The organism is Oceanobacillus sp. HCA-5259 (genome assembly GCF_037892815.1).
GTDB lineage: Bacteria > Bacillota > Bacilli > Bacillales > Amphibacillaceae > Oceanobacillus > Oceanobacillus indicireducens.
This window is the reverse complement of sequence record NZ_JBBKBV010000025.1, coordinates 1-22,968: the sequence shown is the minus strand read 5'-3', so window position 1 is coordinate 22,968 and position 22,968 is coordinate 1. Positions and strand designations below refer to the sequence as shown.

Here is a 22,968-nt window from a genome sequence, read left to right as displayed (position 1 = left end):
TCCATCTCTTTTTTTGCAATCAACCTTCCATACTTCTATTTTCAGCCCGCTTCTGATAGATCATAACCAATCCTAAGTATGCAGTTGGCAAGATTCCAGCGAAAATGATAACTGCATTCCAGCCAGCAAGGTTCCAAAGCGGTCCAACTACAGTACTCCCCATGCTGACTCCAATATAATAAGCAACTAAATAAAGACTTGCAGCACTTCCCTTATGGTGTGTAGCCTGTTCTGCAACCGTACTTGCTGTTAACGAATGCGCGGTGAAGAAACCTAAACACATCACACATAACCCGATAATGATGAGTGGTAGTGGGGGACTGAGCGTAATGAATATTCCAGCGGACAGTACCAATATTCCTGCTATCCGTACACGCTTCAGACCAAATATTCCAGCCAACCAACCAGCAAACGGTGCCCCGAAGACACCAAATCCGTAGGCGAAAAATGTATAGGAGATCGTTTTTACAGATAAAGAATAAGGCTCAGCTTCCAAGTGGAATGGTAAAAATGTCCACACAGAAGTGAAAGCAAGCTGCAAAATGAGCCCCATCCCAATAACGGTTAGCAGCTTCGGATTTTTAAAATGTACGAGCATTCCTTCAATATCTCTACGGAAAGAGAGATCACTAGGTTGAAAAAAGCGTGATTTAGGTAAGAATAAGAAAACTAGTATCACGACAATCAGACCTAACCCAGCAAAACTGTAAAAAGCAACTTCCCAGGAAAAGCGATCGGATAAATAACCAGCCATCACTCTTCCAACCATCCCACCGAGTGCATTACTTGCTATATATAACGCTGTGGCAACTCCAATGTGGGGCCGGTCAATTTCCTCATTAATATACGCTAAAGCAGCTGCTGGGAGTCCGGCTAACGTAAACCCTTGGAGGAATCGTAGGATGACGATAAGTGAAAAGGCATCCAACAGCGGGATGAAGAAAAAAGGGATGACAGCTATGATTAAGGAATACTTGATAAAAGCGACCCTGCCTAATCTGTCAGATAAAAATCCGATTACAATCAGTCCAATAATCAGTCCGATAACAGGCAAAGATAATGTTAATGTGGCCTCGGATACCGTCACATTAAACTCCCTAACGAATAGAGGCAGGAGCGGCTGAACCGCATAAAGGCTCGCGAAGACAAAGAATGAAGCAAGTGCGAGGCTGATTGTAATCCGCCAGAAAGAGATATCTTGCGTGGTGTATTTTTTTAAAACCATATTTATGCACTTCCTTATGTAGATTAATACAGTTGTCTTATAATCTATTATAGCGCATATGTAAATAAATATTGAAAGAATAAAAAGCGAAGTCTCTTCAAAGACTTCGCTATAGATGCTGGGGTTTTTAGTTATTATTATTGGCAGCCAGCAAATGTGTATATAGGATAAAAGCTGATATACACCGTTACGCCTAAAAGAATGTCACGCCGATATTCTATCAGCTTTTGTCAAAGGAGCTTAAAAGATCTCCTTCTGATTAAACCTTATCTTATGAAACGCTTTTCAGAGCAAGGGTTATTTTTAATTAAACTAAGAAAACTCGTGATTACAGTCATAAGAGGTTCAAAATAGTAGTAACAGATTGACATGAAATGCATTTCATAACTTATACTAGAATTAATCTTTCGTTGTAAGTACTGATGAAGTAGGGTGAGTAAATGGCAAATATTAAAGATTTGGCCGAGATGGCAGGGGTGTCCGTCACTACTGTTTCCCGGGTGTTAAACAATCATCCCTATGTGAGCGATGAGAAAAGAAAAGCTGTTGAAGAAGCAGTTAGAGCACTGAACTATCAAAAGAATATAAATGCAGTTCATTTAAGTAGAGGAAAAACAATGTTGATTGGTGTGGTTCTGCCCTTTACCGACCATTCCTATTTCTCTCTAATATTAAAAGGAATAGCAAATCAGGCAATGAGAGAGAATTATAAAATCGTATTGTTCCAAACTGGGTATAAAAAGGAAAGAGAGATAGAAGCACTGCAATTGTTAAAACAAAAGCAAATTGATGCATTGATTATTTGTTCAAGAGCAAGTGATTTGTCCATGATAGAAAGGCATACACAGTATGGTCCAATTATTTTATGCGAAGATGTTCAGAGCAAGTCATTATCGACAACCTATATCAGCCATTATAAAGTTTTCCAATATGCACTAGAATATTTATACGAGAAGGGGCATCGTAGAATTGGATATTGTATTGGCAGGAGGTCGGGAACGAGTAGTTCGGTGAGGCAGCATGCATATAAGGATTTTCATGAAAAATATCATTTACCCTACAATCCAGCATACATTATTGATCAATGCCTGTATGTTGAAGATGGGGAAAGAGTTATCGATCAAATACAAAGAATAGAAAAAACGCCGACTGCCATGTTGGTAACAAGTGACCAAGTTGCAGCAGGTATGATTATAAGTAGTCAGCGGAATGAACTATCCATCCCAGGGGATTTAGCTATTATTGGCTTTAATAACGAAGCGATTGCTGGGATAATGGATATAACGACCATTGAAATTCCATTAACGGAAATGGGGAAAAACCTTTTTCGTCAAGCCTTAGGTGAAAAGGTATCCCATCATGAGTTTAAGGAGAAGTTGATTGAAAGAGGGACAGTATAATAACTGAACTTATTTCTTGATAAATCTGCCAGGTGAAAGGAAGAGAAGAGAGTGACTGAACAAAGCGTAATTTTCTTTGATATAGATGGGACATTGCTTGACCATCACAAAGAGTTGCCAGCCACAGCAAAAGAAGCAATATTTCAATTAAAAGAAAAAGGTCATGTAGTCGCGATTGCTACAGGAAGGGCTCCATTTATGTATGCTGATTTGCGGGAAGAGTTGGGGATTCATTCTTATGTGAGCTATAACGGACAATACGTCGTTTTAGAGGGGGAAGTGATCTATACGAATCCTTTAAATAAGTCTTCTCTGCTAAACTTTACAGAGAAAGCCCTACACAATAATCATCCCGTTGTGTATATGGATCACGAAGATATGCGGGCAAATGTCCCGGAACATCCGTATATTAACGAAAGTATTGCCAGTTTAAAAATTAACCAATTCCCAACGCATGACCCTTATTATTATCAAGATCGTGCGCTGTACCAAACGCTGCTATTTTGTGCAGAAGGAGAGGAAAAACAGTATGAAAGGGAATTTAAAGATTTTGATTTTGTAAGATGGCATCCTGTATCAGTGGATGTCGTTCCAAAGGGCGGATCGAAGGCTATAGGGATTGAAAAAATGGTTGAAAAACTTGAGATTCCGCGCGAAAGACAATATGCCTTTGGTGATGGCTTGAACGATTTGGAAATGTTAACCTCTATTGAGAACAGTGTTGCAATGGGAAATGCAGAAGAAGTGATAAAGTTAGCTGCAAAGTATGTTACGCACTCCGTTGATGATGACGGTATCTATCATGGTCTGAAGATGACAGGTTTGTTGTGAATGAAGAGTTAGGGATACTGAGACATAACTTCTTGGTATGGTTATAAATCCGAACAGCTTCAGAGCCTTTGTCAACGATTCAGCCGTTTTCGTCCGCAATACTTGATGTGCAAAAATTAGAGGATAATGCCGTTTGGTTACGTTATAAAGTAAATTATTAAACAGGACTCATATTAAAAAAGCAACTTCAAGCCAAAGTTGCTTTTTTCAAACAAAAATATTCTTCAGATCAATAGAAAAATCGTCGAAAATACTGACCCTAATCGTCTCTTCGCTTATATATGTCCCGTTGTGAACAAAATAGCCATCTTGCAGCAAATAGATATCAACAGTTTCGTGAGCTGGATCAACAATCCAATATTCTTTCACACCTGCAGCTTGATAACGATTAAATTTAATCATTTTGTCAGCCTTTGCCGTAGACTTTGATAAAATTTCAACGATTAAATCGGGTGCACCAGCAATGTGGTTCTCCTTTATTTTATCCTGGTCGCATATAATCGAGATATCAGGCCGGAACCACTCTTTCATTTTTGTTGTATCATCTGCCCCTTCGAGAGAAACATCGATTTCCGGAATAACATCACAATCTTTTTTTCTTAAATAGTTATCAAATTCTGTTGAGATCTTTACACTGATCCTTTGATGTTTCACACTTGGAAAAGGTGACATGTAAAAAATGTAACCATCTATCACTTCATACCTAATATCATCATTCATTTGCAGATACTCGCTATAGGTTAAAGCACTTTCTTCTTTCTTTACAGCGATACCCTATCCCCCCTTACTTTTACAATACTTATAACTTTTTTAAATCATTATTCCCATAATGTGTTACCAAAGTTATATAGGGATTCTTTATTTGAGATTCGCCACATCGAATAATTCCGTTATTTTGTAGTTATATACAGTGAGATTCAATTTAGTTGCCCCTTCACTGATCGAATAAGTCATTTCCGTTTCCTCTTTATCTTTATATTACACCTCGAGTTAACTCTATATTGATGAAAAGCTTATCATAGTGACTATAAAATATCAAAGATGAAATTCATTCATTTAACAAGATTTTATAATTGTGGACGTACCGGTTGTTTAGAAACAATTGCATCAGCTACTGGAATCGTTCGTCAAGCGATGGAATTAATGGCGGAATTTCCCGAAAGCAACTTGGCTTCTTATTATAATCGGAATGGAAACATAGATACGGAAGCTATTTTTTATATGGCAAAGACGGGGGATAAGAGCTGTAAACAGATTATAGACCGAACGGCAGACGTATTAGGTTACGCGCTAGCGAGTGCAGCTACACTAATTAACCCCTCAAAAATTATCATCGGTGGAGGAGTATCAAACGCAAGGGAACAATTGCTTGAGCCTGTAACCAATGCATTCAGAAAACATAGTTTACCAAGAATTAGCGAAGTATGTGAAATAAAGATAGCTGAACTAGGGAATGATGCCGGTATTATTGGCGCAGCTTATCTCGTAAAAAAGAATATTATTTGAAGAAAAAGAAGCCGGGGCATAACTAGTCAAAGCGGTAAGTAAGAAGGTTCTAAGCAATATGCTTGGAACTTTTTTTGTGACCATTCTCTCTCCCGGCACTATTTTACGATCCATAGCGGCGTTTTTTTGCAAGTTCACGTCATCATTTACAAAGGTTGAATCCGTTTTCTTTGCATAACAATATATGATATGATAGGATAGGATTATACTTGTATACAAGTATTCATGTATTTTGTATGTTGATTTCCAATAAGGAGCTGATAAATATATGTCTATGAAAAGGCTTTATCCTGATCGTTTATTATCATCGACTAATTCGATGGGAGAAAGACTTGTTTCCGAATTGAGAATACGGATTATTTCCCAAGATATCCCAAAAGAAAGCGTTCTATCGGAAAATCAGATAGCAAAGGAATATCAGGTAAGTCGCTCCCCAGTCAGAGAAGCTTTGAAAGTATTGGAAAGGGAAGGTCTCGTTCGTTTGGGAAGGATGGGAGCAATTGTTATTGGCATCTCTGAAAAAGATATTGAGGAAATATATGATATTAGACTTTTGATTGAAACGTTTGTCACAGGGCGGTTGCTCGTGTCGCATAATGACGCGTTGTTGAATGAATTGAGGAAAGTCCTGGAAATGATGAAGATTGCCATCAAATACGGGGATGTTGATGAATTTTCCTTTAAGGATATCGAGTTTCATGAAATCATTATAAAATCAATTAACCACCAGCAAATTTTAATGGTTTGGAATCAATTGAGACCAGTTATGGAATGTCTCATCCTATTATCGATGAGGTATAGGAGCAAGGTTAATTATGAGGATTTCGACCGGATACTGGAAAATCATGAACTTATTATTGAAGCGCTGTCCACGAAAGATAGCAAACTGATGGACAAAGCATTTTACAGTAATTTCGGTGATGTACAGAACCGGGTGGAAGAACTGTGGACGAATGCGGAAATGATGAAGAAAGCGAGAGATTATGATGGATGAAAATAGATTTATGCTTGGTGTTGATATTGGAACAACGAGCACGAAAGCAGTTTTATTTCGAGAGACTGGAGAAATTATTGCTGAGGAAAATAATGGTTACAAACTGCATACCCCTGATATTTTAACGGCAGAACAAGATCCCGAGGAAATATTCCAAGCCGTTGTATTGTCAATTGCAAATGTCATGCGCCGCTCGAAGATAGACCCGGAAAAACTATCATTTATTTCGTTCAGCAGTGCGATGCACAGCGTTATTGCTATGGATGAAAATGATCGACCGCTGACACCTTGTATCACTTGGGCAGACAATAGAAGTTCTGAATGGGCAGAGAAGATAAAGGAAGAACATGATGGGCATGATATCTATTTGAAAACAGGGACACCGATCCATCCAATGTCTCCTCTCAGTAAAATTGCCTGGATAGAACATGAAAAAATAGAGATAGCACGTAAAACGAAGAAATATATCGGAATCAAAGAATACATTTTCCATAAATTCTTCGATGAATATGTAGTTGACTATTCAATAGCCTCAGCTATGGGAATGATGAACCTGAAAACGTTGACATGGGAAGAACGTGCCCTTTCAGTTGCTGGTATAGACGAATCCAAGCTATCGCGTCTCGTTTCGACTCAAGAGATTTTTACAGGTTGTCATCCGGTATTAGCGAAAGAGATGGGAATTTCGGAGTCAACTCGCTTTGTCATCGGTGCAAGTGATGGTGTCCTGTCAAACATTGGTGTGAATGCTATCGGTGAGGGAGAGGTTGCTGTCACGATTGGCACGAGTGGAGCAATCAGAACGGTCATTCCAGAACCGAAAACAGATGCAAAAGGACGTATTTTCTGTTATGCCTTGACAGAGGATCATTGGGTTATCGGTGGTCCAGTCAACAATGGCGGGATGGTGTTGCGCTGGATTCGCGATGAGCTTGCCGCAAGTGAAGTGGAGACTGCCAACCGATTGGGGATTGATGCATACGATGTCTTGACTCGGATTGCTGATGGTGTTGAACCAGGTGCAAATGGGCTCCTGTTCCATCCATTCTTAGCTGGTGAACGAGCGCCACTATGGAGTGCAGATGTTAAGGGGTCCTTTATTGGCCTGACATTGAATCATAAGAAAGAACACATGATACGTGCTGCTTTGGAAGGAGTTATTTTCAATCTATACACTGTATTTTTAGCTTTGACGGAAGTTATGGATACACCGGTCACTTCCATTAAGGCAACTGGCGGGTTTTCCCGTTCAAAAGTATGGCGGCAGATGATGGCCGACATATTTGATCAAGAGGTAATCATTCCGGAAAGTTATGAATCATCCTGTCTTGGAGCATGTTTATTGGGGCTTTACGCTGAAAAGAAAATAAACTCTTTTGATGTTGTCCAAGATCTGATTGGTGCAACTTATAAACATACACCAAACGCAGCTAACGAAGAAGTATATCGTAAACTTATTCCGATATTCATCAATATATCGAGAGTTCTCGAACAAGAATACAAGAATCTTTCGGAGTATCAGAAGAATACACAAAAAAATGACGAAGGTCATTTAAATAAAAAATATTAGGAGTGAATCACATGTCTTTAGCTGGAAATATGTATCCGTTGCTCGTTGTTGCTTTGGGAGTTATTGTCCTACTGATCCTTATCATGAAACTGAACTTGAACACATTTATTTCTTTAGTTATCGTCTCCTTCTTGGTGGCTCTTGCTTTAGGTATGCCACTCGGCGATATCGTTGATTCGATTGAGAGTGGGATGGGCGGAACACTTGGCAGCATCGCGTTAATCTTTGGATTCGGTGCTATTCTTGGTAAGCTTGTTGCAGATGCCGGGGGTGCTCAGCGGATCGCGATGACTTTGATCAATCGGTTTGGCGAAAAGAATATCCAGTGGGCTGTAGTGATTGCATCATTCATCATTGGTATTGCTTTATTCTTTGAAGTAGGTCTTGTGTTACTTATTCCTATTGTCTATCAGATTGCAAAGCAGTTAAGAGTTTCCATTCTTTATTTGGGAATACCGATGGCCACTGCCTTGTCGGTTACTCACGGGTTCTTGCCGCCACATCCAGGACCGACGGTGATTGCTCAGCAGTATGATGCAAATATTGGTATGGTGCTGGTGTATGGGTTCATTATTGCGGTTCCTACTGCGATTATAGCAGGTCCATTATTCACTAGAGTAGCAAGAAAGTTAGTCCCGGAAGCTTTTGAAAAAACAGGCGACATCAAGGCTGTCGGTGAGGTTAAGGAATTCAAACTGGAAGATACTCCAGGTTTCGGTGTAAGTGTTATGACAGCTTTATTCCCGGTTATTTTAATGGCATTAGCCACAATTGTCCAGTTATTAGAGGACATTTGGAATATACCAGGCAACGTGTTTATCGATATTATCCACTTGATTGGTGAACCGACGACAGCACTGTTGATTTCAGTTCTGATTGCAGTTTATACGATGGGGGTTGCCCGGCAAATTCCGATGAAGCAGGTTATGGCCTCTGCGGAAGAATCGATCCGTTCCATTGGAATGATGCTCTTAATCATTGGGGGTGGCGGAGTATTTAAGCAAGTATTGATTGACGGCGGAGTTGGTGATGCAGTAGCAGATATCTTTGCAGGCAGCAATTTATCTCCGCTCATATTAGCTTGGCTTATTGCAGCCATCTTAAGAATTGCACTTGGTTCAGCTACAGTCGCGGCATTGACGACAGCTGGATTGGTCATCCCCTTGATGCAAGGGTCTGATGTCAACCTTGCGCTGATGGTTCTCGCAACTGGAGCGGGTAGTGTCATCGCTTCCCATGTAAACGATGCGGGATTCTGGATGTTTAAGGAGTTCTTTGGTTTGACGATGAAAGAGACATTTTCAACTTGGACCTTGCTTGAAACAATCATTTCGGTAGTCGGGTTAGGTTTCATTTTACTATTAAGTATCTTTGTGTAAAATACTTAAATAATGAAAGGACTTGTAAATATTGCGTCATTCAATCGGTATATTTGGTCTAGGAGTTATGGGATCAAGCCTCGCAAAAAACATGCTGAATAATGGTGAACGTGTTGCGCTTTACAACTATACTCCTGATTTGACGAAGCGATTTATTGAGGATTTCCCTCATCAGAATGCGGCGGCATATGAAGATTTGGAACAATTTATTGATTCATTAGAGAAACCAAGGAAAATATTTCTTATGGTGACAGCAGGAAGTATTACAGATTCAGTCATCAACTCGATTGTCCCTTTACTTGATAAGGGAGATATTATTATGGATGGTGGGAATGCCAACTTTCAAGATTCAACAAGACGGTTCCATTCATTGAAGAAATTAGGTATCAATTTCCTGAGTGTTGGAGTATCTGGCGGAGAGACCGGTGCATTGAATGGACCTGCTCTGATGCCGAGCGGTGAAAAAGATGTATATGATAAAGTGGCGCCGATCCTTGAAAAGATAGCTGCAAAGGTCAATGGTAAACCTTGCTGCTCCTATATCGGGACAGAAGGGTCAGGCCATTACGTGAAAATGGTCCATAATGGCATCGAATATGCCGACATGCAGCTAATATCGGAAGCTTACCAAATTCTGCGGAAAATCATCGGTCTTGATGTCAAAGAGATAGCAGATATTTTTGCTGAGTGGAATGAATGGGAATTGAAGAGTTATCTAATAGAAATTACGAGCGATATATTGAATTATGATGATCCGGAAACATCTCAGCCAATTATCGATGTTATACTAGATAAGGCTGGACAGAAAGGCACTGGGAAGTGGACAAGTAAAGATGCGTTAGATATTGGTGTTCCTGCTTCGATTATTACGGAGTCGGTTTTTGCGAGATATCTCTCTTCTTTAAAAGATGAACGTGTGGAAGCGGCAAACTATTTAGCAGGACCGAAAATGGAATTGGAGATTTCGGATAAAGATTATTGGATCAATCTTGTCAAAGAAGCATTATTCATGGGGAAAATCTGTACGTATGCTCAAGGATTTATGCAATACAAGCAAGCCGCTGAACATTATGGATGGGACTTGCAGTTGGACGAAATCGCACTCATTTTCAGGGGAGGCTGCATTATCCAGGCTGAATTCCTCGAGTCAGTAAGTCAGGCATTTCAAGCAGATCCGGAATTGAAAAATATATTGCGGGCGCCTTATTTTCAGGAAAAGGCGAATGATTATGAGGGGGCATTAAGAAAGGTTGTCATGAAAGCGATGGAAAACGGCTTGTCCATTCCGTGTCTAAGTTCTTCTTTATCATTTTATGATGGTTATCGTTCTCCAAGGAACGGAGCTGAATTGATTCAGGCACAACGGGATTACTTTGGTGCCCATACGTATAAACGTGTTGATAAAGCAGGAGTTTTCCATACGGAATGGGGAACAGATCCCATGAGCAGGGATTAGAAAACCTTTTGAATTTACGCTTAAACGACCACCAGCTTTAGCAGGTGGTCGTTTAAGAAGAAGTTGATTGAAAGAGGGACAGTTTGAACCTCTTATGACTGAAGTCACGAGTGTTCTTATTTCTAAATACAGGTGAAAGGAGGACGAGAGAGTGACTGAACAAAGCGTAATTTTCTTTGATATAGATGGGACATTGCTTGACCATCACAAAGAGTTGCCAGCCACAGCAAAAGAAGCAATATTTCAATTAAAAGAAAAAGGTCATGTAGTCGCGATTGCTACAGGAAGGGCTCCATTTATGTATGCTGATTTGCGGGAAGAGTTGGGGATTCATTCTTATGTGAGCTATAACGGACAATACGTCGTTTTAGAGGGGGAAGTGATCTATACGAATCCTTTAAATAAGTCTTCTCTGTTAAACTTTACAGAGAAAGCCCTACACAATAATCATCCCGTTGTGTATATGGATCACGAAGATATGCGGGCAAATGTCCCGGAACATCCGTATATTAACGAAAGTATTGCCAGTTTAAAAATTAATCAATTCCCAACGCATGACCCTTATTATTATCAAGATCGTGCGCTGTACCAAACGCTGCTATTTTGTGCAGAAGGAGAGGAAAAACAGTATGAAAGGGAATTTAAAGATTTTGATTTTGTAAGATGGCATCCTGTATCAGTGGATGTCGTTCCAAAGGGCGGATCGAAGGCTATAGGGATTGAAAAAATGGTTGAAAAACTTGAGATTCCGCGCGAAAGACAATATGCCTTTGGAGATGGATTGAACGATTTGGAAATGTTAAGTTCAATTGAAAATAGTGTTGCAATGGGAAATGCAGAAGAAGTGATAAAATTAGCTGCAAAGTATGTTACGCACTCCGTTGATGATGACGGTATCTATCATGGTCTGAAGATGACAGGCTTGTTGTGATTTAGTTACTGAAAAAATTAGTGAAGTATGCGAACTAAAGATTATGAAGTACAGCATATCTGATTAACAAGAATATATAAGGATACGGATTAAAAAAACGAAGTCTGCCTAAAGCGAGACTTCGTTTTTAAACTTTACCTGTATTATATAGCAACAACTCCAACCAACACAGCAATAATTAACAACACAATACTAATTCCCCACATCCAGAACAAAGAATAACGGATGTGTTTCCCCATCTCGAGTCCAGCGAGTCCAAGTGCAAGCCAAAGTGCGGGCGAGAAGGGACTGACGAATGTACCGACAATATTTCCAATTATCATGGCGTAGGCGGTAGACAATGAATCAATGCCAAACCCGACAGCCATTTGGTCAACAACAGGGAGTAACGCAAAATAATAGGCGTCTGTACTTAATAATAAATCGAATGGCACCCCGAAGAAACCAATGATTAAATGTAAATATGGCGCAATAAATGCCGGAATGATTGTTACAAGATCAGCTGCAATCGAGTTAAGCATTCCCGTTTCCGTTAAAATACCAAGAAATGACCCGGCAGCAAGGATAATCGTTGCCATAGTGAGGGCGCTAGGTGCATGTTCCTTTATCCGGTCTGATTGCTGTTTTACATCTGGATAGTTCAGCGGAAGTGCAATACTAAGCCCAATCATGAATGCGAATCCTGCTGGAATAATTCCCCAGACAAGAACACCGATAACAGATAGAAAAAGAATCGCATTAACCCAGATTAACTTTGGTCGTGCGAGTGATCCTTCCACTTTTGACTGATCCGAATCCCCATTCACTTTGTCTACTGCAGCCGCTGCTTCTTCTGCGCTTACCAAGCCATACTTTTTACTGATTCTTCGTTGTTCCCTTATACCGAGAAATACTGCTAGAATAACCATTAAAACGATTCCAATTGCCTGAATTAAAATTAAGGGACGCCACAATTCAGTTACATCAACGTTTAATACCGAAGCGGTTCGTCCTAATGGTCCTGCCCAGGGCACCATGTTCATAATACTCGCGCTACCGCCAATCAACAGCAGTAGTAAATATGGATTCATCTTCAAATGTTTATACAATGGGAGCAGGGCAGGAATTGTAATGAGAAATGTGGATGCCCCAGCACCATCGAGATGAGCGATTGCCGCGATAATGACCGTACCGACACTCACGGTAATAACGTTTCCTTTTGTCCATTTAATCAAGGTACGGATTAATGGATCGAATAAACCCGCGTCTTGCATCACACCAAAGAATAGAATCGCAAAAATAAACATAATGGCAACATTCATGACGGTTAGAATTCCCTTAGAGAAAAAGTCACCAATTTCAGCAAAGCCAAATCCTGCAATCACAGCAGCGATTAATGGGACAAGTACCATCGCTACGACAGGTGTTACCTTGTTGGTAATTAATAATAATACGATAATCAAAATAGTTAAAAATCCAATGATACTCAAACTCATATTTTTCTCCCCCTGACCATATACAAGCTGTCCTTATATGCTGTAAGCGCTCGCATATTAATGTAGCTTTCCGTAAGATTAGCTTTTTAAAAATTTACCATACGGAAAGAGGGAAAGAAATATTTCTTGCATAAAAAGAATAATTTATATATTACTCATTTTGTTCATAAGTTTCACGGAGGAAGTATTTTCGCTCTGGGCGGCCGACCGTTCCATATTTCAACCTCATTTCTATTTGCTTGATACTAACGAGGTATTCTAAGTAACGGCGAGCGGTGGAGCGGCTCATGCCGATTTGCTTACTAAGTTCGACGGCAGTAATTCCCCTTGTAAGTTCTGTTTCTAGTAAGGTTGTAATTTCATTTAACGTAATAGCATCAATCCCTTTAGGTAAGTTCTCGCTATTATGCTTAGGAAGGGACTTAGGCAAAATATAAGTGTCAATCTCATCCTGGCCTAGCACTTCTTTAGATTCAAGAAAACCTCTTCTTTCTTTAAATCTGTTTAATGTCCGCTCGAATCTATCCATATCTACCGGTTTTATAATGTAGTCAAACACCCCGCCCCGCACCGTTTCTTGGATCGTGTTCACTTCATCAGCTGCGGTGACAATGATAATATCCGTATCTCTATATGTACTACGAATCTCCCAGAACAAATCAAGACCTTCTACGTCAGGAATGTAGATATCTAGAAGCACAATATCGGGAACATTGCTGCTCTCTTTAAGAAAGTTTAATGCTTCCTCGCCGGTCTTGACGGAAGCACGAACGATAAATCCTTCCGTGTTTTCGATAAACTGCTTGTGAATATTTGCAATCCGAAAGTCATCTTTAACAATTAAAACCTGATAGTTCTCTTTCACCTTGTCACCCCTCTCTTTTCGGTATCATGATGACGAAGCAAGCCCCACCCATGTCACCATCTTCCAGGATGATTTCACCGTTGATCCGCTGGATTGCTTGATTGGACAAAGCAAGACCAATCCCGCGATTCGTTCCATTTTTTGTAGAGAAGCCCTGGTCAAAAACTTTTGGAATATGTGAGGCTTTAATACCTGGACCAGAATCTTCCACCTCTATTAAGATGTCCTCACCTATATCTGTAAAAAATACTGATACCTTTCGCTTCTCTGGGGCCTCATTTTTTACCGCTTCAATCGCGTTCTCTATCAAATTACCAAGTACGGTTAACAATACATCCTTTTCTATTTCAGAAAAACGATAGGATAACTCACTATCGGGATGAACGCTCAACTTCACCCCAAGCTCATTCGCCTGATTCCATTTCCCTTGTAAAATCGCATGGATAATCGGATCGGTGAAGTGATCGGTTAAAAATTGATCCCATTTATCCCATGTCTCCCGATTTCTTTTTATAAAGTCAATCGCTTCGTCATACTGCTTCAGCTGCAGCATGCCGAGAATCGTATATAATTTATTGGAGAATTCATGGTTTTGTGCCCGTTGCGCATCGGCATATTGCTTCACCCTTGATAACTCATGAATAACTCCTTCGAGTTCCGTCTTGTCACGGAATGTTAGTACTGTCCCGATTTTCGCGTCTTTTTGATACATTGGTGTTTGGTTCACGAGAAACACATTTTTACCCATTACGACCTCGATGTCGTGCATGCACTTGTTGTCTCTAAGCAAGCTTGGCACATTGAACTCGGGGAGAATGGCTTGAAGAGATTTACCGATATAATGATCCTCGATAAACGGTTCTTGTAATAAATGTAGTGCGGAAGTATTCATCATCGTAATGCGAGCCTTATTATCGATAGCAATAATTCCTTCATGTGTCGATTGTAAAATGGCTTCCTTTTCAATCATTAAGTTTGAGATTTCTTCCGGTTCCAGATTGAATAATAGTTTTTTAATATAGGTCGCAATCAGAATTGCTCCAATGACTCCGAGTAAAATAATAATTGAAATCGTAAGCCATAACTCGTAATTTTGCTTTTTGATAATTTCCCGAATGTCATCAATCATAAATCCGACCGAAACAATTCCAATAATCTCACCGTCCTCGGAGTAGACAGGGGTTTTTCCTCGAATGGATTCGCCTAGTGATCCTTCTGCTTCCGATATGTATGATTCTCCATGTAATAAAGCCCGGTCATTATCTTCACCGACCATTTTTTTGCCAATCTTCGCGGAATCGGGGTGGAAGTAGCGGACGCTTTCTGTGTTGCCAATAACAATAAATTCTGCTTCTGTAACGTCTTGAATTGGCATCACAATTTCTTGAATAACCGCTGCAGGATTATCCGATTGAAAAGCCTCTCTTAGTTCGGGAATAGTTGCGACCGTCTTCGCAACACTGAGTGCCCGCTTACCGACCTGATCCTCAGTCGTATTTGAAATAAAGTCATGAAGAAAGAAGGCAAAGACAATAAAGATACTGATAATCAAAATGCTGATTAGCATAATCATCTTTGCTTTCAAATTAAACCGGATCCTTAGCCGATTTTGTTTAGTTTGATGAGGAATTGGATTCATTGTTTTGACTCCATCCATTTTAAATATATTTCTATTAGTTTATCACGTATTAACGGTCTGTAATACCCCCACCTCTAAACAAGAGGGAGAGCCAAAATGTTAAGGTGGGGGATATGCAGTCCGTAATACCTGATTCTGTTCAACTAACATTCAGTGGGGGTGGTAAGGAAACCCCACTGAATGAGTTTCACTTTATCATATTAGGAAGTGTGAGAGCTTTTAAGACATGAAAGAGGCTGGGACATAACTATTCTAATATGAATTAAATCCGGACAAAACTGCTAACTAGCTCCGGGAATATACGGAGACTCCAGCAGGAGGAAAGGCATTGGTGAGACCCCGCAGGGCGGCAGCCCGAGGAGGCTCACCAGCCGCCTGCGGAAAGCGTAGTATATTCCCGGAGCGGTTGTTGATGCTCTTTCTTATCATTTGTTCGGATTTATAACCATACTAAGAAGTTATGTCCCAGCCTCCTTTTCATTTAGGATCCGAAAATAGTTTGCAGTTCAATGAACAGATCGTCAAAAATATTTTAGTCTTAATATATAGTTTAATTCAAGAGTCAAATAATGTCTAAAACAACTCGGTTTACTCTAGTTGAAAATAGAGGCTTAAACGTGGTATAAGTGTAAAGGTAATGAAGATATTTTTTGATTTTTTACGGACAAGGGAATTATTTTCTCGAATCCGATGATGAAAGGACTTTAATACAATGGATAATTTTTGGCATGAACTACCGAAGCCGTTTTTTATATTGGCACCGATGGAAGATGTGACGGATGTTGTATTCCGTCATGTGGTGAGTGAAGCAGCACGGCCTGACGTGTTTTTCACGGAGTTTACGAACACAGAAAGCTATTGTCACCCAGAGGGGAAGCAAAGTGTTCGTGGTCGTTTGACATTTACGGAAGATGAACAGCCGATTGTCGCTCATATATGGGGGAATAAACCGGAACACTTCCGCGAAATGAGTATTGGCATGGCTGAAGCAGGCTTCCGCGGAATTGATATCAACATGGGTTGTCCGGTACCGAACGTGGCAGCAAATGGAAAGGGAGCGGGCTTGATTCGTCATCCGGAAGTTGCTGCCGAAGTAATACAAGCAGCGAAAGCAGGGGGCCTTCCCGTTAGTGTGAAGACACGGCTTGGTTATACGAGAGTTGAAGAGTGGCGTGACTGGCTGACACATATCTTTGAGCAGGATATCGTGAACTTGTCCATTCACTTACGTACTAGAAAAGAAATGAGTAAGGTGGATGCACACTGGGAGATGATTCCAGAGATTAAAAAACTTCGTGATGAAGTTGCTCCAAATACACTGCTTACCATCAATGGTGATATTCCCGATCGTCAAACTGGCTTGGAGCTTGTAGAACGGTATGGTGTGGATGGGGTCATGATTGGGCGCGGAATTTTTAAGAATCCGTTTGCTTTTGAAAAAGAAAAGAAAGATCACAGCCCGGAGGAATTGCTCAATCTGCTAAGGTTGCATCTCGATCTCTTTGATAAGTATTCGGAAATCGAGCCGCGTTCCTTCAAACCGCTCCGTCGTTTCTTTAAAATTTATGTTCGGGAGTTCCGTGGCTCGAGTGAATTAAGGCATGAATTGATGAGTACGGAAACAACAGATGAAGTGCGGGTATTGCTTGATCGCTTTCAATTAAATTGACGCTGGAAAATTGGAGTGTTACATGATGAATTTTACTATAAGGCAGGAAGATGCCGAGGATTACGAATTAACTGAGAAAGTTGTGCAGCGTGCATTTGTTGATGCAGAATATAGTGATAAAAGGGAACATAAGCTAGTCTCAAGAATTAGAAAAAGCAATGCATTTATTCCTGAGTTATCGCTAGTTGCCGTAGATGCAAATGAAAAAATCGTAGGGCATATTTTGTTATCCAAAATAAAAATTAAAAATAGCGAACAAAATATAGAATCCCTTGCTCTCGCGCCGGTCTCTGTCTTACCCGATTATCAAAATAGAGGGATAGGAAGACAATTAATTTTTGAAGCTTTGAAGCGAGCGAAAGAGCTTGAATATCAGTCGGTTATTGTCTTGGGTCATCCGAAATACTATCCGAAATTCGGATTTAGGAAGGCATCTGAATTGGAAATAAACGCCCCTTTTGACGTTCCAGATGAAGCGTTTATGGTTATTGAACTAAAGGAGAAGGCACTCCAACGGTTTTCGGGAACCGTTGAATATCCGAACGTGTTCTTGGAATAATTAGACCAAGCCAACGAAAAATTTCAAGGGGTTGATTATGAATGACGAAAGTTACACCATTTCTCATGTTTCAAGATGGTAAGGCGGAAGAAGCGATGAATTTCTATACATCACTAATCAAGGATTCTGAAATTACAAGTATTACCCGATACGGGGCAAATGAACCTGGTGGTGATGAAGGAACGGTCATGCAGGCAACCTTCACTTTAAAAGGGCAAACGTTCATGTGCATTGACAGCAATATCAAGCATCAGTTTACCTTTACTCCATCGTTCTCCATTTTTGTTGATTGTGACACGGAAGAGGAGCTTACCAGCCTATATGAAGAGCTACTGGAAGGTGGACAAGCGTTGATGCCACTTGATAATTATGGCTTCAGCAGGAAATTTGGCTGGGTTAATGACCGGTTTGGAGTTTCTTGGCAAATTAATCTTCCATAACTAATAAGCTTAGAGGCTATAATTGAACAATTAGGTAATGAAAACAGAATAAATCCGCTTAAGATGAGAAAAACAGTTCTTAAGCGGGTTATTTATTTCTCAGCTATTCCTGCCAGCTAGAAATCCTACTATACCCATAATCACGAATAACACAAACATAGCAGTGAAAAATAGAATAAATCCTTTCTTGGATAATCCTTTTTTCTTATCATAATACTTACGAAATAAAAGATAAGATATTCCCCAAATGGCAAGAAATCCTGTGATAATCTCCCATTGTATAATCATACTCACCCCTCACTATTAATCTAATTTCTTTTTGCTAAAATAACCTGAGAAATAAATATCGTACTTATTGTTAGCATGATCAAGACATAAAGAACATCGATAGCAGTTAAAGGAAAAATGTCGAACTCTATAATCAATATAAGGATAAAATAATAAAACAAGAGAGCAAAATAACTGTAAAACATCCCTTTTTGCCTGATCATTTTAGCACGTTCATCATTCTCTTTTAAATGATTATACAAATAGCTGAGTGAAAAAGACATAACCGTAAAAGCAAACAATAAATACGTTATATGAGGCGGAGCGGCTTTTGCCATGAATGCTATGAATGCAGTGAAGCCAAATAAGAGTAAGTTTAAAACCCCCAGTATGAAATAAGTCCTTGGCATATAATCTTTATTCTCCATCTTGATTCCTCCTTTAAATTTTCTGTATTAGTCATCTTCTTCCAAGCTAAAAATACTTTCCACATTCGTCTTAAATATTTTTGCCATCTTTAAAGCAAGTGGCAAGGAGGGATTGTATTTCCCTTTCTCAATGGAGATGATGGTCTGCCTGGAGACCTCGAGAGCCTCTGCAAGCTTTTCCTGTGAGTACCCGAACTCTTGTCTATATTCAACTAATTTATTTTTCAAATTAGAACCACCTGCTTTCAATATCAGTTTAATGTAAAGGGTGCTTGACGTCAAGTACCCTTTACAAAAAAGAGAATTGCCACACACAAACCGAATTTGATATACTGGGTCTTATTCTGGAGGGGTTTAAAATTGAATCTGAAAAATATAACCTATAAACAAGTTATTTTTTATATAAGTCTGGCGGTTCTTTTAATCGGATCGCTTCTATTTGTGAACAATAATTATTCCTTTTACGACAGACCAATAGCTAAAGTAATGGAAGCACATTTGGAAGAATCTAACGACGTAGTTGATGCTTATGGAAACGAGGATCGCTTATTTACACAATCCATTGAAGCAGAAGTGAAAAATGGCGCAGAAAAGAACCGTTCCATCCATTTAATCAATGAATATTCGGCGTCCGGAGCCTTTGATCAAGCGTATAAAGAAGGCGACGAATTATTTGTCTGGATAGATGCAGATACTGGAAAAGGTGGAGAACTAACAGGTACGATTCAAGATGTAAAGCGGGATAAGCATATACTCCCGATTGTCTGGATTTTTATCTTTATCTTGCTCCTCATTGGAAAGAGGCAGGGATTCTTCTCCATTATTAGCCTGATACTTAATGCAGCAATTTTATCTTACGCACTGGATATTTATGTAGAGAATTCCAATATTGGCTTACTGATTATTTGTGGCGTCACTGTTGTTTTATTTACGATTACGTCTTTATTGTTGATTAATGGCTTTAATGAAAAGACGTATGCCGCGATTATTGCAACACTGTTAGGAACGTTTATTTCATTTTTCATTACGTACGCTGTCCTTTGGTTGACAGGTGAGAATGGTCTGAGGTATGAAGAAATTGATTTTCTCAGCCGTCCGTACAAGCCAGTTTTCTTGGCAGGATTATTAATCGGATCGCTTGGGGCTGTTATGGATGTTGCGATTACGATGTCGTCGTCTGTTTTTGAAATGTATGAGAATAATCATGCGATCGATAATAAGACATTGAAAAAATCTGGTCTGCATATTGGGAGAGATATCATGGGGACGATGACCAATATTTTATTTTTCGCCTATATAAGTGGCTCCATTCCTATGCTTCTCTTATTTTTGAAAAATGCTTCCTTGTGGGGATTTACCCTTTCAATGAACCTGTCGCTTGAATTAGCTAGGGCACTCGCAGGCGGTATAGGGATCGTTTTGGCGATTCCAATCGGTCTGTATATCTCTATCTTTTTTGTTAACCGGAAGAGGGGACGCGTATGAATGTATTAGTGGTACTATCCGCCATTTTGTTTATCCTAATGGTGCTCATTGGCGGGAGAAAAGGGTTACGGTCATTTATTTCGTTGTTTCTAAACTTTGCGGTTCTGATCCTTACCGTATTTTTCCTGTTGGATCCTGCGATGAACCCAATTATCTTGATTTTAATCGCCTGTGCAATCATCAGTTGTATCAATCTGTTTTACATCAATGAAGTAAATAGCAAGACAAAGACAGCTTTCTTGTCTACGGTAATAACGATTGTTTTCCTAGTTCTGCTTATTTATATCATGACGGATAAATTAATGATCCAAGGGTTTAGTGAAGAGCAGGTAGAGGAGTTGAGTACGTTATTCTCTCTCTATATCGGACTGGATTTCGTGAAGATAGCAGCAGCGATGATTATTGTGAGTACAATCGGTGCGATTACGGATGTCGCTATTTCCATTACTTCACCGATGCAGGAAATATTTGATCAAAATCCAGGCATTACGAAGAAAGATTTATTCATTTCTGGTATACGGATTGGCAGGGATATTTTAGGATCGAATACAAATACATTGTTTTTCGCCTTCTTTGGTGGATATTTGGCGTTGTTATTATGGGTGAAAGACATGGAATACTCGATTGGTGAAATTGCCAATTCGAAAATCTTCAACTCGGAGCTCCTCATTATCTTGAGTGCTGGTATTGGGATAGCGATGATCATTCCGATTGCTTCCTGGATTAATTCGTATTATTTAGTGAAGAAGAGGGAGCAAGATGCGTTGCAAAAACAGGGAGAATAAATACGTATGGAAAACAGTGGGTAACATCATCTGTTGATGAGTTTTCCCACTGTTTTTTGGTTAATAGAGAGCTTATCTTATTAAGAAGCTCTCTTTTAGTTTGGTTAAAAATATAAACCAATTGTTTACTTTTTATTGACTTATACAGTCCAACTGTATAAACTTAAACTATATAATCAAGCTGTATAGTTTAAGTCGAAATATTGGAGCGATAAAAGAAATGGATTTAAATAAGTATTTACCTTTAACGGAAACAACGTATTATATTTTATTATCGTTACTTGAACCTGCTCATGGATACATTATGATGCAAAAGGTCGAGGAGTTGAGTAATCAGACGGTAAAAATTGCTGCGGGGACAATGTATGGGGCAATTGAAAATTTGTTAAAACAGGAATTAATTAAATCAGTGAAAAGTACAGACAAACGAAGAAAAACATATGTCATTACGGAAAAAGGGATTGAAGTATTGCGATTGGATTGCGAACGTATGAAGCATCTTGTCCATATTACGGAACAATCATTAGCTTTGCGAGAGTATGAGAATCGAGGGATGGAAAATGTATAGGTTTAAGCTTTTCATCGATTTTGAAAAGGAAGAAAAGTGGCTAGCGCAAATGGCAAGTGATGGATACCATTTACAGCGTGTATCTTTCGGGTATCAATTTAGGCGAGGGGAGCCTGAAAAGACAACGATTAAGATTGATTACAGGGTATTCAAGAACAAAGAGGACTATATTGATTATTGCACCATGTTTGAAGACAGCGGCTGGAAACATCTCGCTGGTACCAGGAGCTCTGGATTCCAATACTTTCAAAAGATGGATGATACCGCTGAAGATGATATTTTTTCCGATCAAGCATCAAAGGCTGTACGATATAAAAGATATGCGAGGGTCAGTCTCGAATCAGCTTATAGTTTTTTCCCCTTGTTAGCCATATTTTATGTGACGGATATTATCGACTTTGAGGCGTTTATTAACCCGAAAGCGCTCTATTTCACGCCAGGTTTATGGGATAAAACGGGAACGGCATTTTGGTTTGCTTTTCTTTTTGAAACACCCTTTGCACTCATGCGCGGTTTCGCTTGGTGCTTCATCCCGATAACAATCATCTTATATTTATTCTTCGGTTATAAGTCGAATAAACTGTACGCACAATATACAAAATGAATGAAGTATGGAGCAAAGGGAGCTAAACCATGAGAAGAATAATCAGTTTCACACTACTTTGTTGTTTTATTTTGCTAGCAGGATGCCAGGAAGCTACTAAATATGATGATAAAGATGTAGCGGCGATTATCAGAGGAGAGGAGCTGACAGTTGGCGAGTTGCGCTTTTTATATCCTGATGACCAAATCCTCGATAATTTAGAGGGAACAATCAAAGGAAAATTGGCAATGCAAGAAGCAAAAGCCATGCAGTTAGATATATCAGAAGAGCCTACTGTTCATGTGCAGGATGTATATCCGGCAGAAGATAGTGATACGGAAATTGCCAATGGAACGCGTGATTTTGCGGAAGCACAGGCAAAGAAATTCAACATGGAGCCAGAGAAATATTTTGAGCGGACGCAGGAAATGAGTCATTATGTTATGGCATATATCAGTGAAATGATTGGGGAACTTGAGGATAACCCGGAAGCATATACGGAGCTTGGAAATCAGCTGCTGGATGATTTGTATGAGGATAATCTAGATGAGATTGAGATATTAATGGAATAGTCATATATAATAAAGACACCGATAATGGTAATGCCTTTTTCATTTGCCAACTTATCTTTGTCTCCTCCATTTTAACTACTGTCGGAACATGGCTATTCTTTGTAATCCGATTGATTACGGTCGTGTAATAATCATTATCTTTAAAAAAGGCGGTCGTATCCTCTGTAACGATTACTTCTTCCAGCTAATGTGATTCTTTCAGTGACACTTCCTGATAGTCCTCCATCACTGTAAGGTAAGAATGCTTGTAGACATTAGAAAATAATTTTTTAGTTGATGTTAGTTTGTCGAATTTATACAGGATCCAAAATAATGGAAAAGGGAAGGATGGTAACTCTTCC

General features: G+C 39.5%; 24 protein-coding genes. 16 read left to right on the top strand and 8 right to left on the bottom strand.

Going from position 1 to position 22,968, the window contains the following annotated elements; all coding sequences use genetic code 11:
• Positions 1-19: 19 nt before the first annotated feature.
• On the bottom strand, positions 20-1,306 hold the full coding sequence (locus WKU33_RS13215; RefSeq protein ID WP_340455087.1) for an MFS transporter: 1,287 nt from the start codon (positions 1,304-1,306) through the stop codon (positions 20-22).
• Positions 1,307-1,665: 359 nt separating this feature from the next.
• On the opposite strand from WKU33_RS13215, the gene WKU33_RS13210 reads away from it, so the two are divergent.
• Entirely contained in the window at positions 1,666-2,625 is a 960-nt protein-coding gene (locus WKU33_RS13210) for a LacI family DNA-binding transcriptional regulator (protein ID WP_340455059.1), read from the top strand.
• A 51-nt stretch (positions 2,626-2,676) separates the two neighbouring features.
• The gene (locus WKU33_RS13205) at positions 2,677-3,456 is read left to right on the top strand and encodes a Cof-type HAD-IIB family hydrolase (protein ID WP_340455057.1); all 780 of its coding nucleotides are present in this window, start codon (positions 2,677-2,679) and stop codon (positions 3,454-3,456) included.
• 207 nt (positions 3,457-3,663) lie between these two features.
• Here the strand turns inward: WKU33_RS13205 and WKU33_RS13200 are convergent, their stop codons facing one another.
• Positions 3,664-4,227, bottom strand: coding sequence for a Uma2 family endonuclease (locus tag WKU33_RS13200; protein WP_340455085.1), 564 nt, complete (start codon positions 4,225-4,227; stop codon positions 3,664-3,666).
• A 270-nt stretch (positions 4,228-4,497) separates the two neighbouring features.
• Here WKU33_RS13200 and WKU33_RS13195 point away from each other — a divergent pair, with 270 nt between their 5' ends.
• From WKU33_RS13195 to WKU33_RS13170, 6 genes are all read left to right on the top strand, one after another.
• Entirely contained in the window at positions 4,498-4,962 is a 465-nt protein-coding gene (locus WKU33_RS13195) for an ROK family protein (RefSeq protein ID WP_340455055.1), read from the top strand.
• Positions 4,963-5,236: 274 nt separating this feature from the next.
• The gene (locus WKU33_RS13190; protein WP_188857955.1) at positions 5,237-5,956 is read left to right on the top strand and encodes an FCD domain-containing protein; all 720 of its coding nucleotides are present in this window, start codon (positions 5,237-5,239) and stop codon (positions 5,954-5,956) included.
• The gene (gene gntK / locus WKU33_RS13185) at positions 5,949-7,526 is read left to right on the top strand and encodes a gluconokinase (protein WP_156856587.1); all 1,578 of its coding nucleotides are present in this window, start codon (positions 5,949-5,951) and stop codon (positions 7,524-7,526) included. Before WKU33_RS13190 ends, gntK begins: the two co-directional genes overlap by 8 nt.
• 29 nt (positions 7,527-7,555) lie before the next feature.
• Entirely contained in the window at positions 7,556-8,905 is a 1,350-nt protein-coding gene (locus tag WKU33_RS13180; RefSeq protein ID WP_340455083.1) for a GntP family permease, read from the top strand.
• Between the two features lie 31 nt (positions 8,906-8,936).
• Complete coding sequence (gene gnd, locus WKU33_RS13175) at positions 8,937-10,361, top strand: decarboxylating NADP(+)-dependent phosphogluconate dehydrogenase (RefSeq protein WP_340455053.1); 1,425 nt, start codon at positions 8,937-8,939, stop codon at positions 10,359-10,361.
• 151 nt (positions 10,362-10,512) lie between these two features.
• Positions 10,513-11,292, top strand: a complete 780-nt coding sequence (locus tag WKU33_RS13170) for a Cof-type HAD-IIB family hydrolase (protein WP_340455052.1) — start codon at positions 10,513-10,515, stop codon at positions 11,290-11,292.
• Between the two features lie 143 nt (positions 11,293-11,435).
• Here WKU33_RS13170 and WKU33_RS13165 read toward each other — a convergent pair whose 3' ends face one another.
• The 3 genes from WKU33_RS13165 to WKU33_RS13155 all read right to left on the bottom strand — a co-directional run bounded on the left by WKU33_RS13165 (position 11,436) and on the right by WKU33_RS13155 (position 15,217).
• Positions 11,436-12,767, bottom strand: a complete 1,332-nt coding sequence (locus WKU33_RS13165) for a CitMHS family transporter (RefSeq protein WP_340455050.1) — start codon at positions 12,765-12,767, stop codon at positions 11,436-11,438.
• Positions 12,768-12,918: 151 nt separating this feature from the next.
• On the bottom strand, positions 12,919-13,632 hold the full coding sequence (locus tag WKU33_RS13160) for a response regulator (protein ID WP_340455048.1): 714 nt from the start codon (positions 13,630-13,632) through the stop codon (positions 12,919-12,921).
• 4 nt (positions 13,633-13,636) lie between these two features.
• Complete coding sequence (locus WKU33_RS13155) at positions 13,637-15,217, bottom strand: sensor histidine kinase (RefSeq protein WP_340455046.1); 1,581 nt, start codon at positions 15,215-15,217, stop codon at positions 13,637-13,639.
• Positions 15,218-15,983: 766 nt separating this feature from the next.
• On the opposite strand from WKU33_RS13155, the gene WKU33_RS13150 reads away from it, so the two are divergent.
• From WKU33_RS13150 to WKU33_RS13140, 3 genes are read left to right on the top strand one after another with little or no spacing between them, the layout of a single operon-like run.
• Positions 15,984-16,940, top strand: a complete 957-nt coding sequence (locus tag WKU33_RS13150; RefSeq protein ID WP_340455044.1) for a tRNA dihydrouridine synthase — start codon at positions 15,984-15,986, stop codon at positions 16,938-16,940.
• Positions 16,941-16,965: 25 nt separating this feature from the next.
• A complete protein-coding gene (locus WKU33_RS13145; RefSeq protein ID WP_340455042.1) occupies positions 16,966-17,499 on the top strand; it encodes a GNAT family N-acetyltransferase in 534 nt (177 codons plus the stop codon).
• A 41-nt stretch (positions 17,500-17,540) separates the two neighbouring features.
• Positions 17,541-17,939, top strand: coding sequence for a VOC family protein (locus WKU33_RS13140; protein WP_340455040.1), 399 nt, complete (start codon positions 17,541-17,543; stop codon positions 17,937-17,939).
• Positions 17,940-18,038: 99 nt separating this feature from the next.
• Here the strand turns inward: WKU33_RS13140 and WKU33_RS13135 are convergent, their stop codons facing one another.
• The 3 genes from WKU33_RS13135 to WKU33_RS13125 are packed head-to-tail and all read right to left on the bottom strand — an operon-like array spanning position 18,039 to position 18,862.
• Positions 18,039-18,227: a hypothetical protein gene (locus WKU33_RS13135; protein WP_340455039.1), complete on the bottom strand. Its 189-nt coding sequence runs from the start codon at positions 18,225-18,227 to the stop codon at positions 18,039-18,041.
• Positions 18,228-18,247: 20 nt separating this feature from the next.
• Positions 18,248-18,634: a permease gene (locus WKU33_RS13130; protein WP_340455037.1), complete on the bottom strand. Its 387-nt coding sequence runs from the start codon at positions 18,632-18,634 to the stop codon at positions 18,248-18,250.
• Between the two features lie 27 nt (positions 18,635-18,661).
• Positions 18,662-18,862 (bottom strand): helix-turn-helix transcriptional regulator, encoded by a 201-nt coding sequence (locus WKU33_RS13125; RefSeq protein ID WP_188857892.1) that lies wholly within the window; start codon positions 18,860-18,862, stop codon positions 18,662-18,664.
• A 138-nt stretch (positions 18,863-19,000) separates the two neighbouring features.
• On the opposite strand from WKU33_RS13125, the gene WKU33_RS13120 reads away from it, so the two are divergent.
• The 5 genes from WKU33_RS13120 to WKU33_RS13100 all read left to right on the top strand — a co-directional run bounded on the left by WKU33_RS13120 (position 19,001) and on the right by WKU33_RS13100 (position 22,627).
• The gene (locus WKU33_RS13120; RefSeq protein WP_340455081.1) at positions 19,001-20,119 is read left to right on the top strand and encodes a YibE/F family protein; all 1,119 of its coding nucleotides are present in this window, start codon (positions 19,001-19,003) and stop codon (positions 20,117-20,119) included.
• Positions 20,116-20,904, top strand: a complete 789-nt coding sequence (locus tag WKU33_RS13115; protein ID WP_340455036.1) for a YibE/F family protein — start codon at positions 20,116-20,118, stop codon at positions 20,902-20,904. Before WKU33_RS13120 ends, WKU33_RS13115 begins: the two co-directional genes overlap by 4 nt.
• Positions 20,905-21,124: 220 nt before the next feature.
• Positions 21,125-21,472 (top strand): PadR family transcriptional regulator, encoded by a 348-nt coding sequence (locus tag WKU33_RS13110; protein ID WP_340455033.1) that lies wholly within the window; start codon positions 21,125-21,127, stop codon positions 21,470-21,472.
• A complete protein-coding gene (locus tag WKU33_RS13105) occupies positions 21,465-22,076 on the top strand; it encodes a DUF2812 domain-containing protein (protein ID WP_340455031.1) in 612 nt (203 codons plus the stop codon). The genes WKU33_RS13110 and WKU33_RS13105 overlap by 8 nt, the downstream gene beginning before the upstream one ends.
• Before the next feature lie 29 nt (positions 22,077-22,105).
• Positions 22,106-22,627: a hypothetical protein gene (locus tag WKU33_RS13100; protein ID WP_340455030.1), complete on the top strand. Its 522-nt coding sequence runs from the start codon at positions 22,106-22,108 to the stop codon at positions 22,625-22,627.
• Positions 22,628-22,968: the final 341 nt, after the last annotated feature.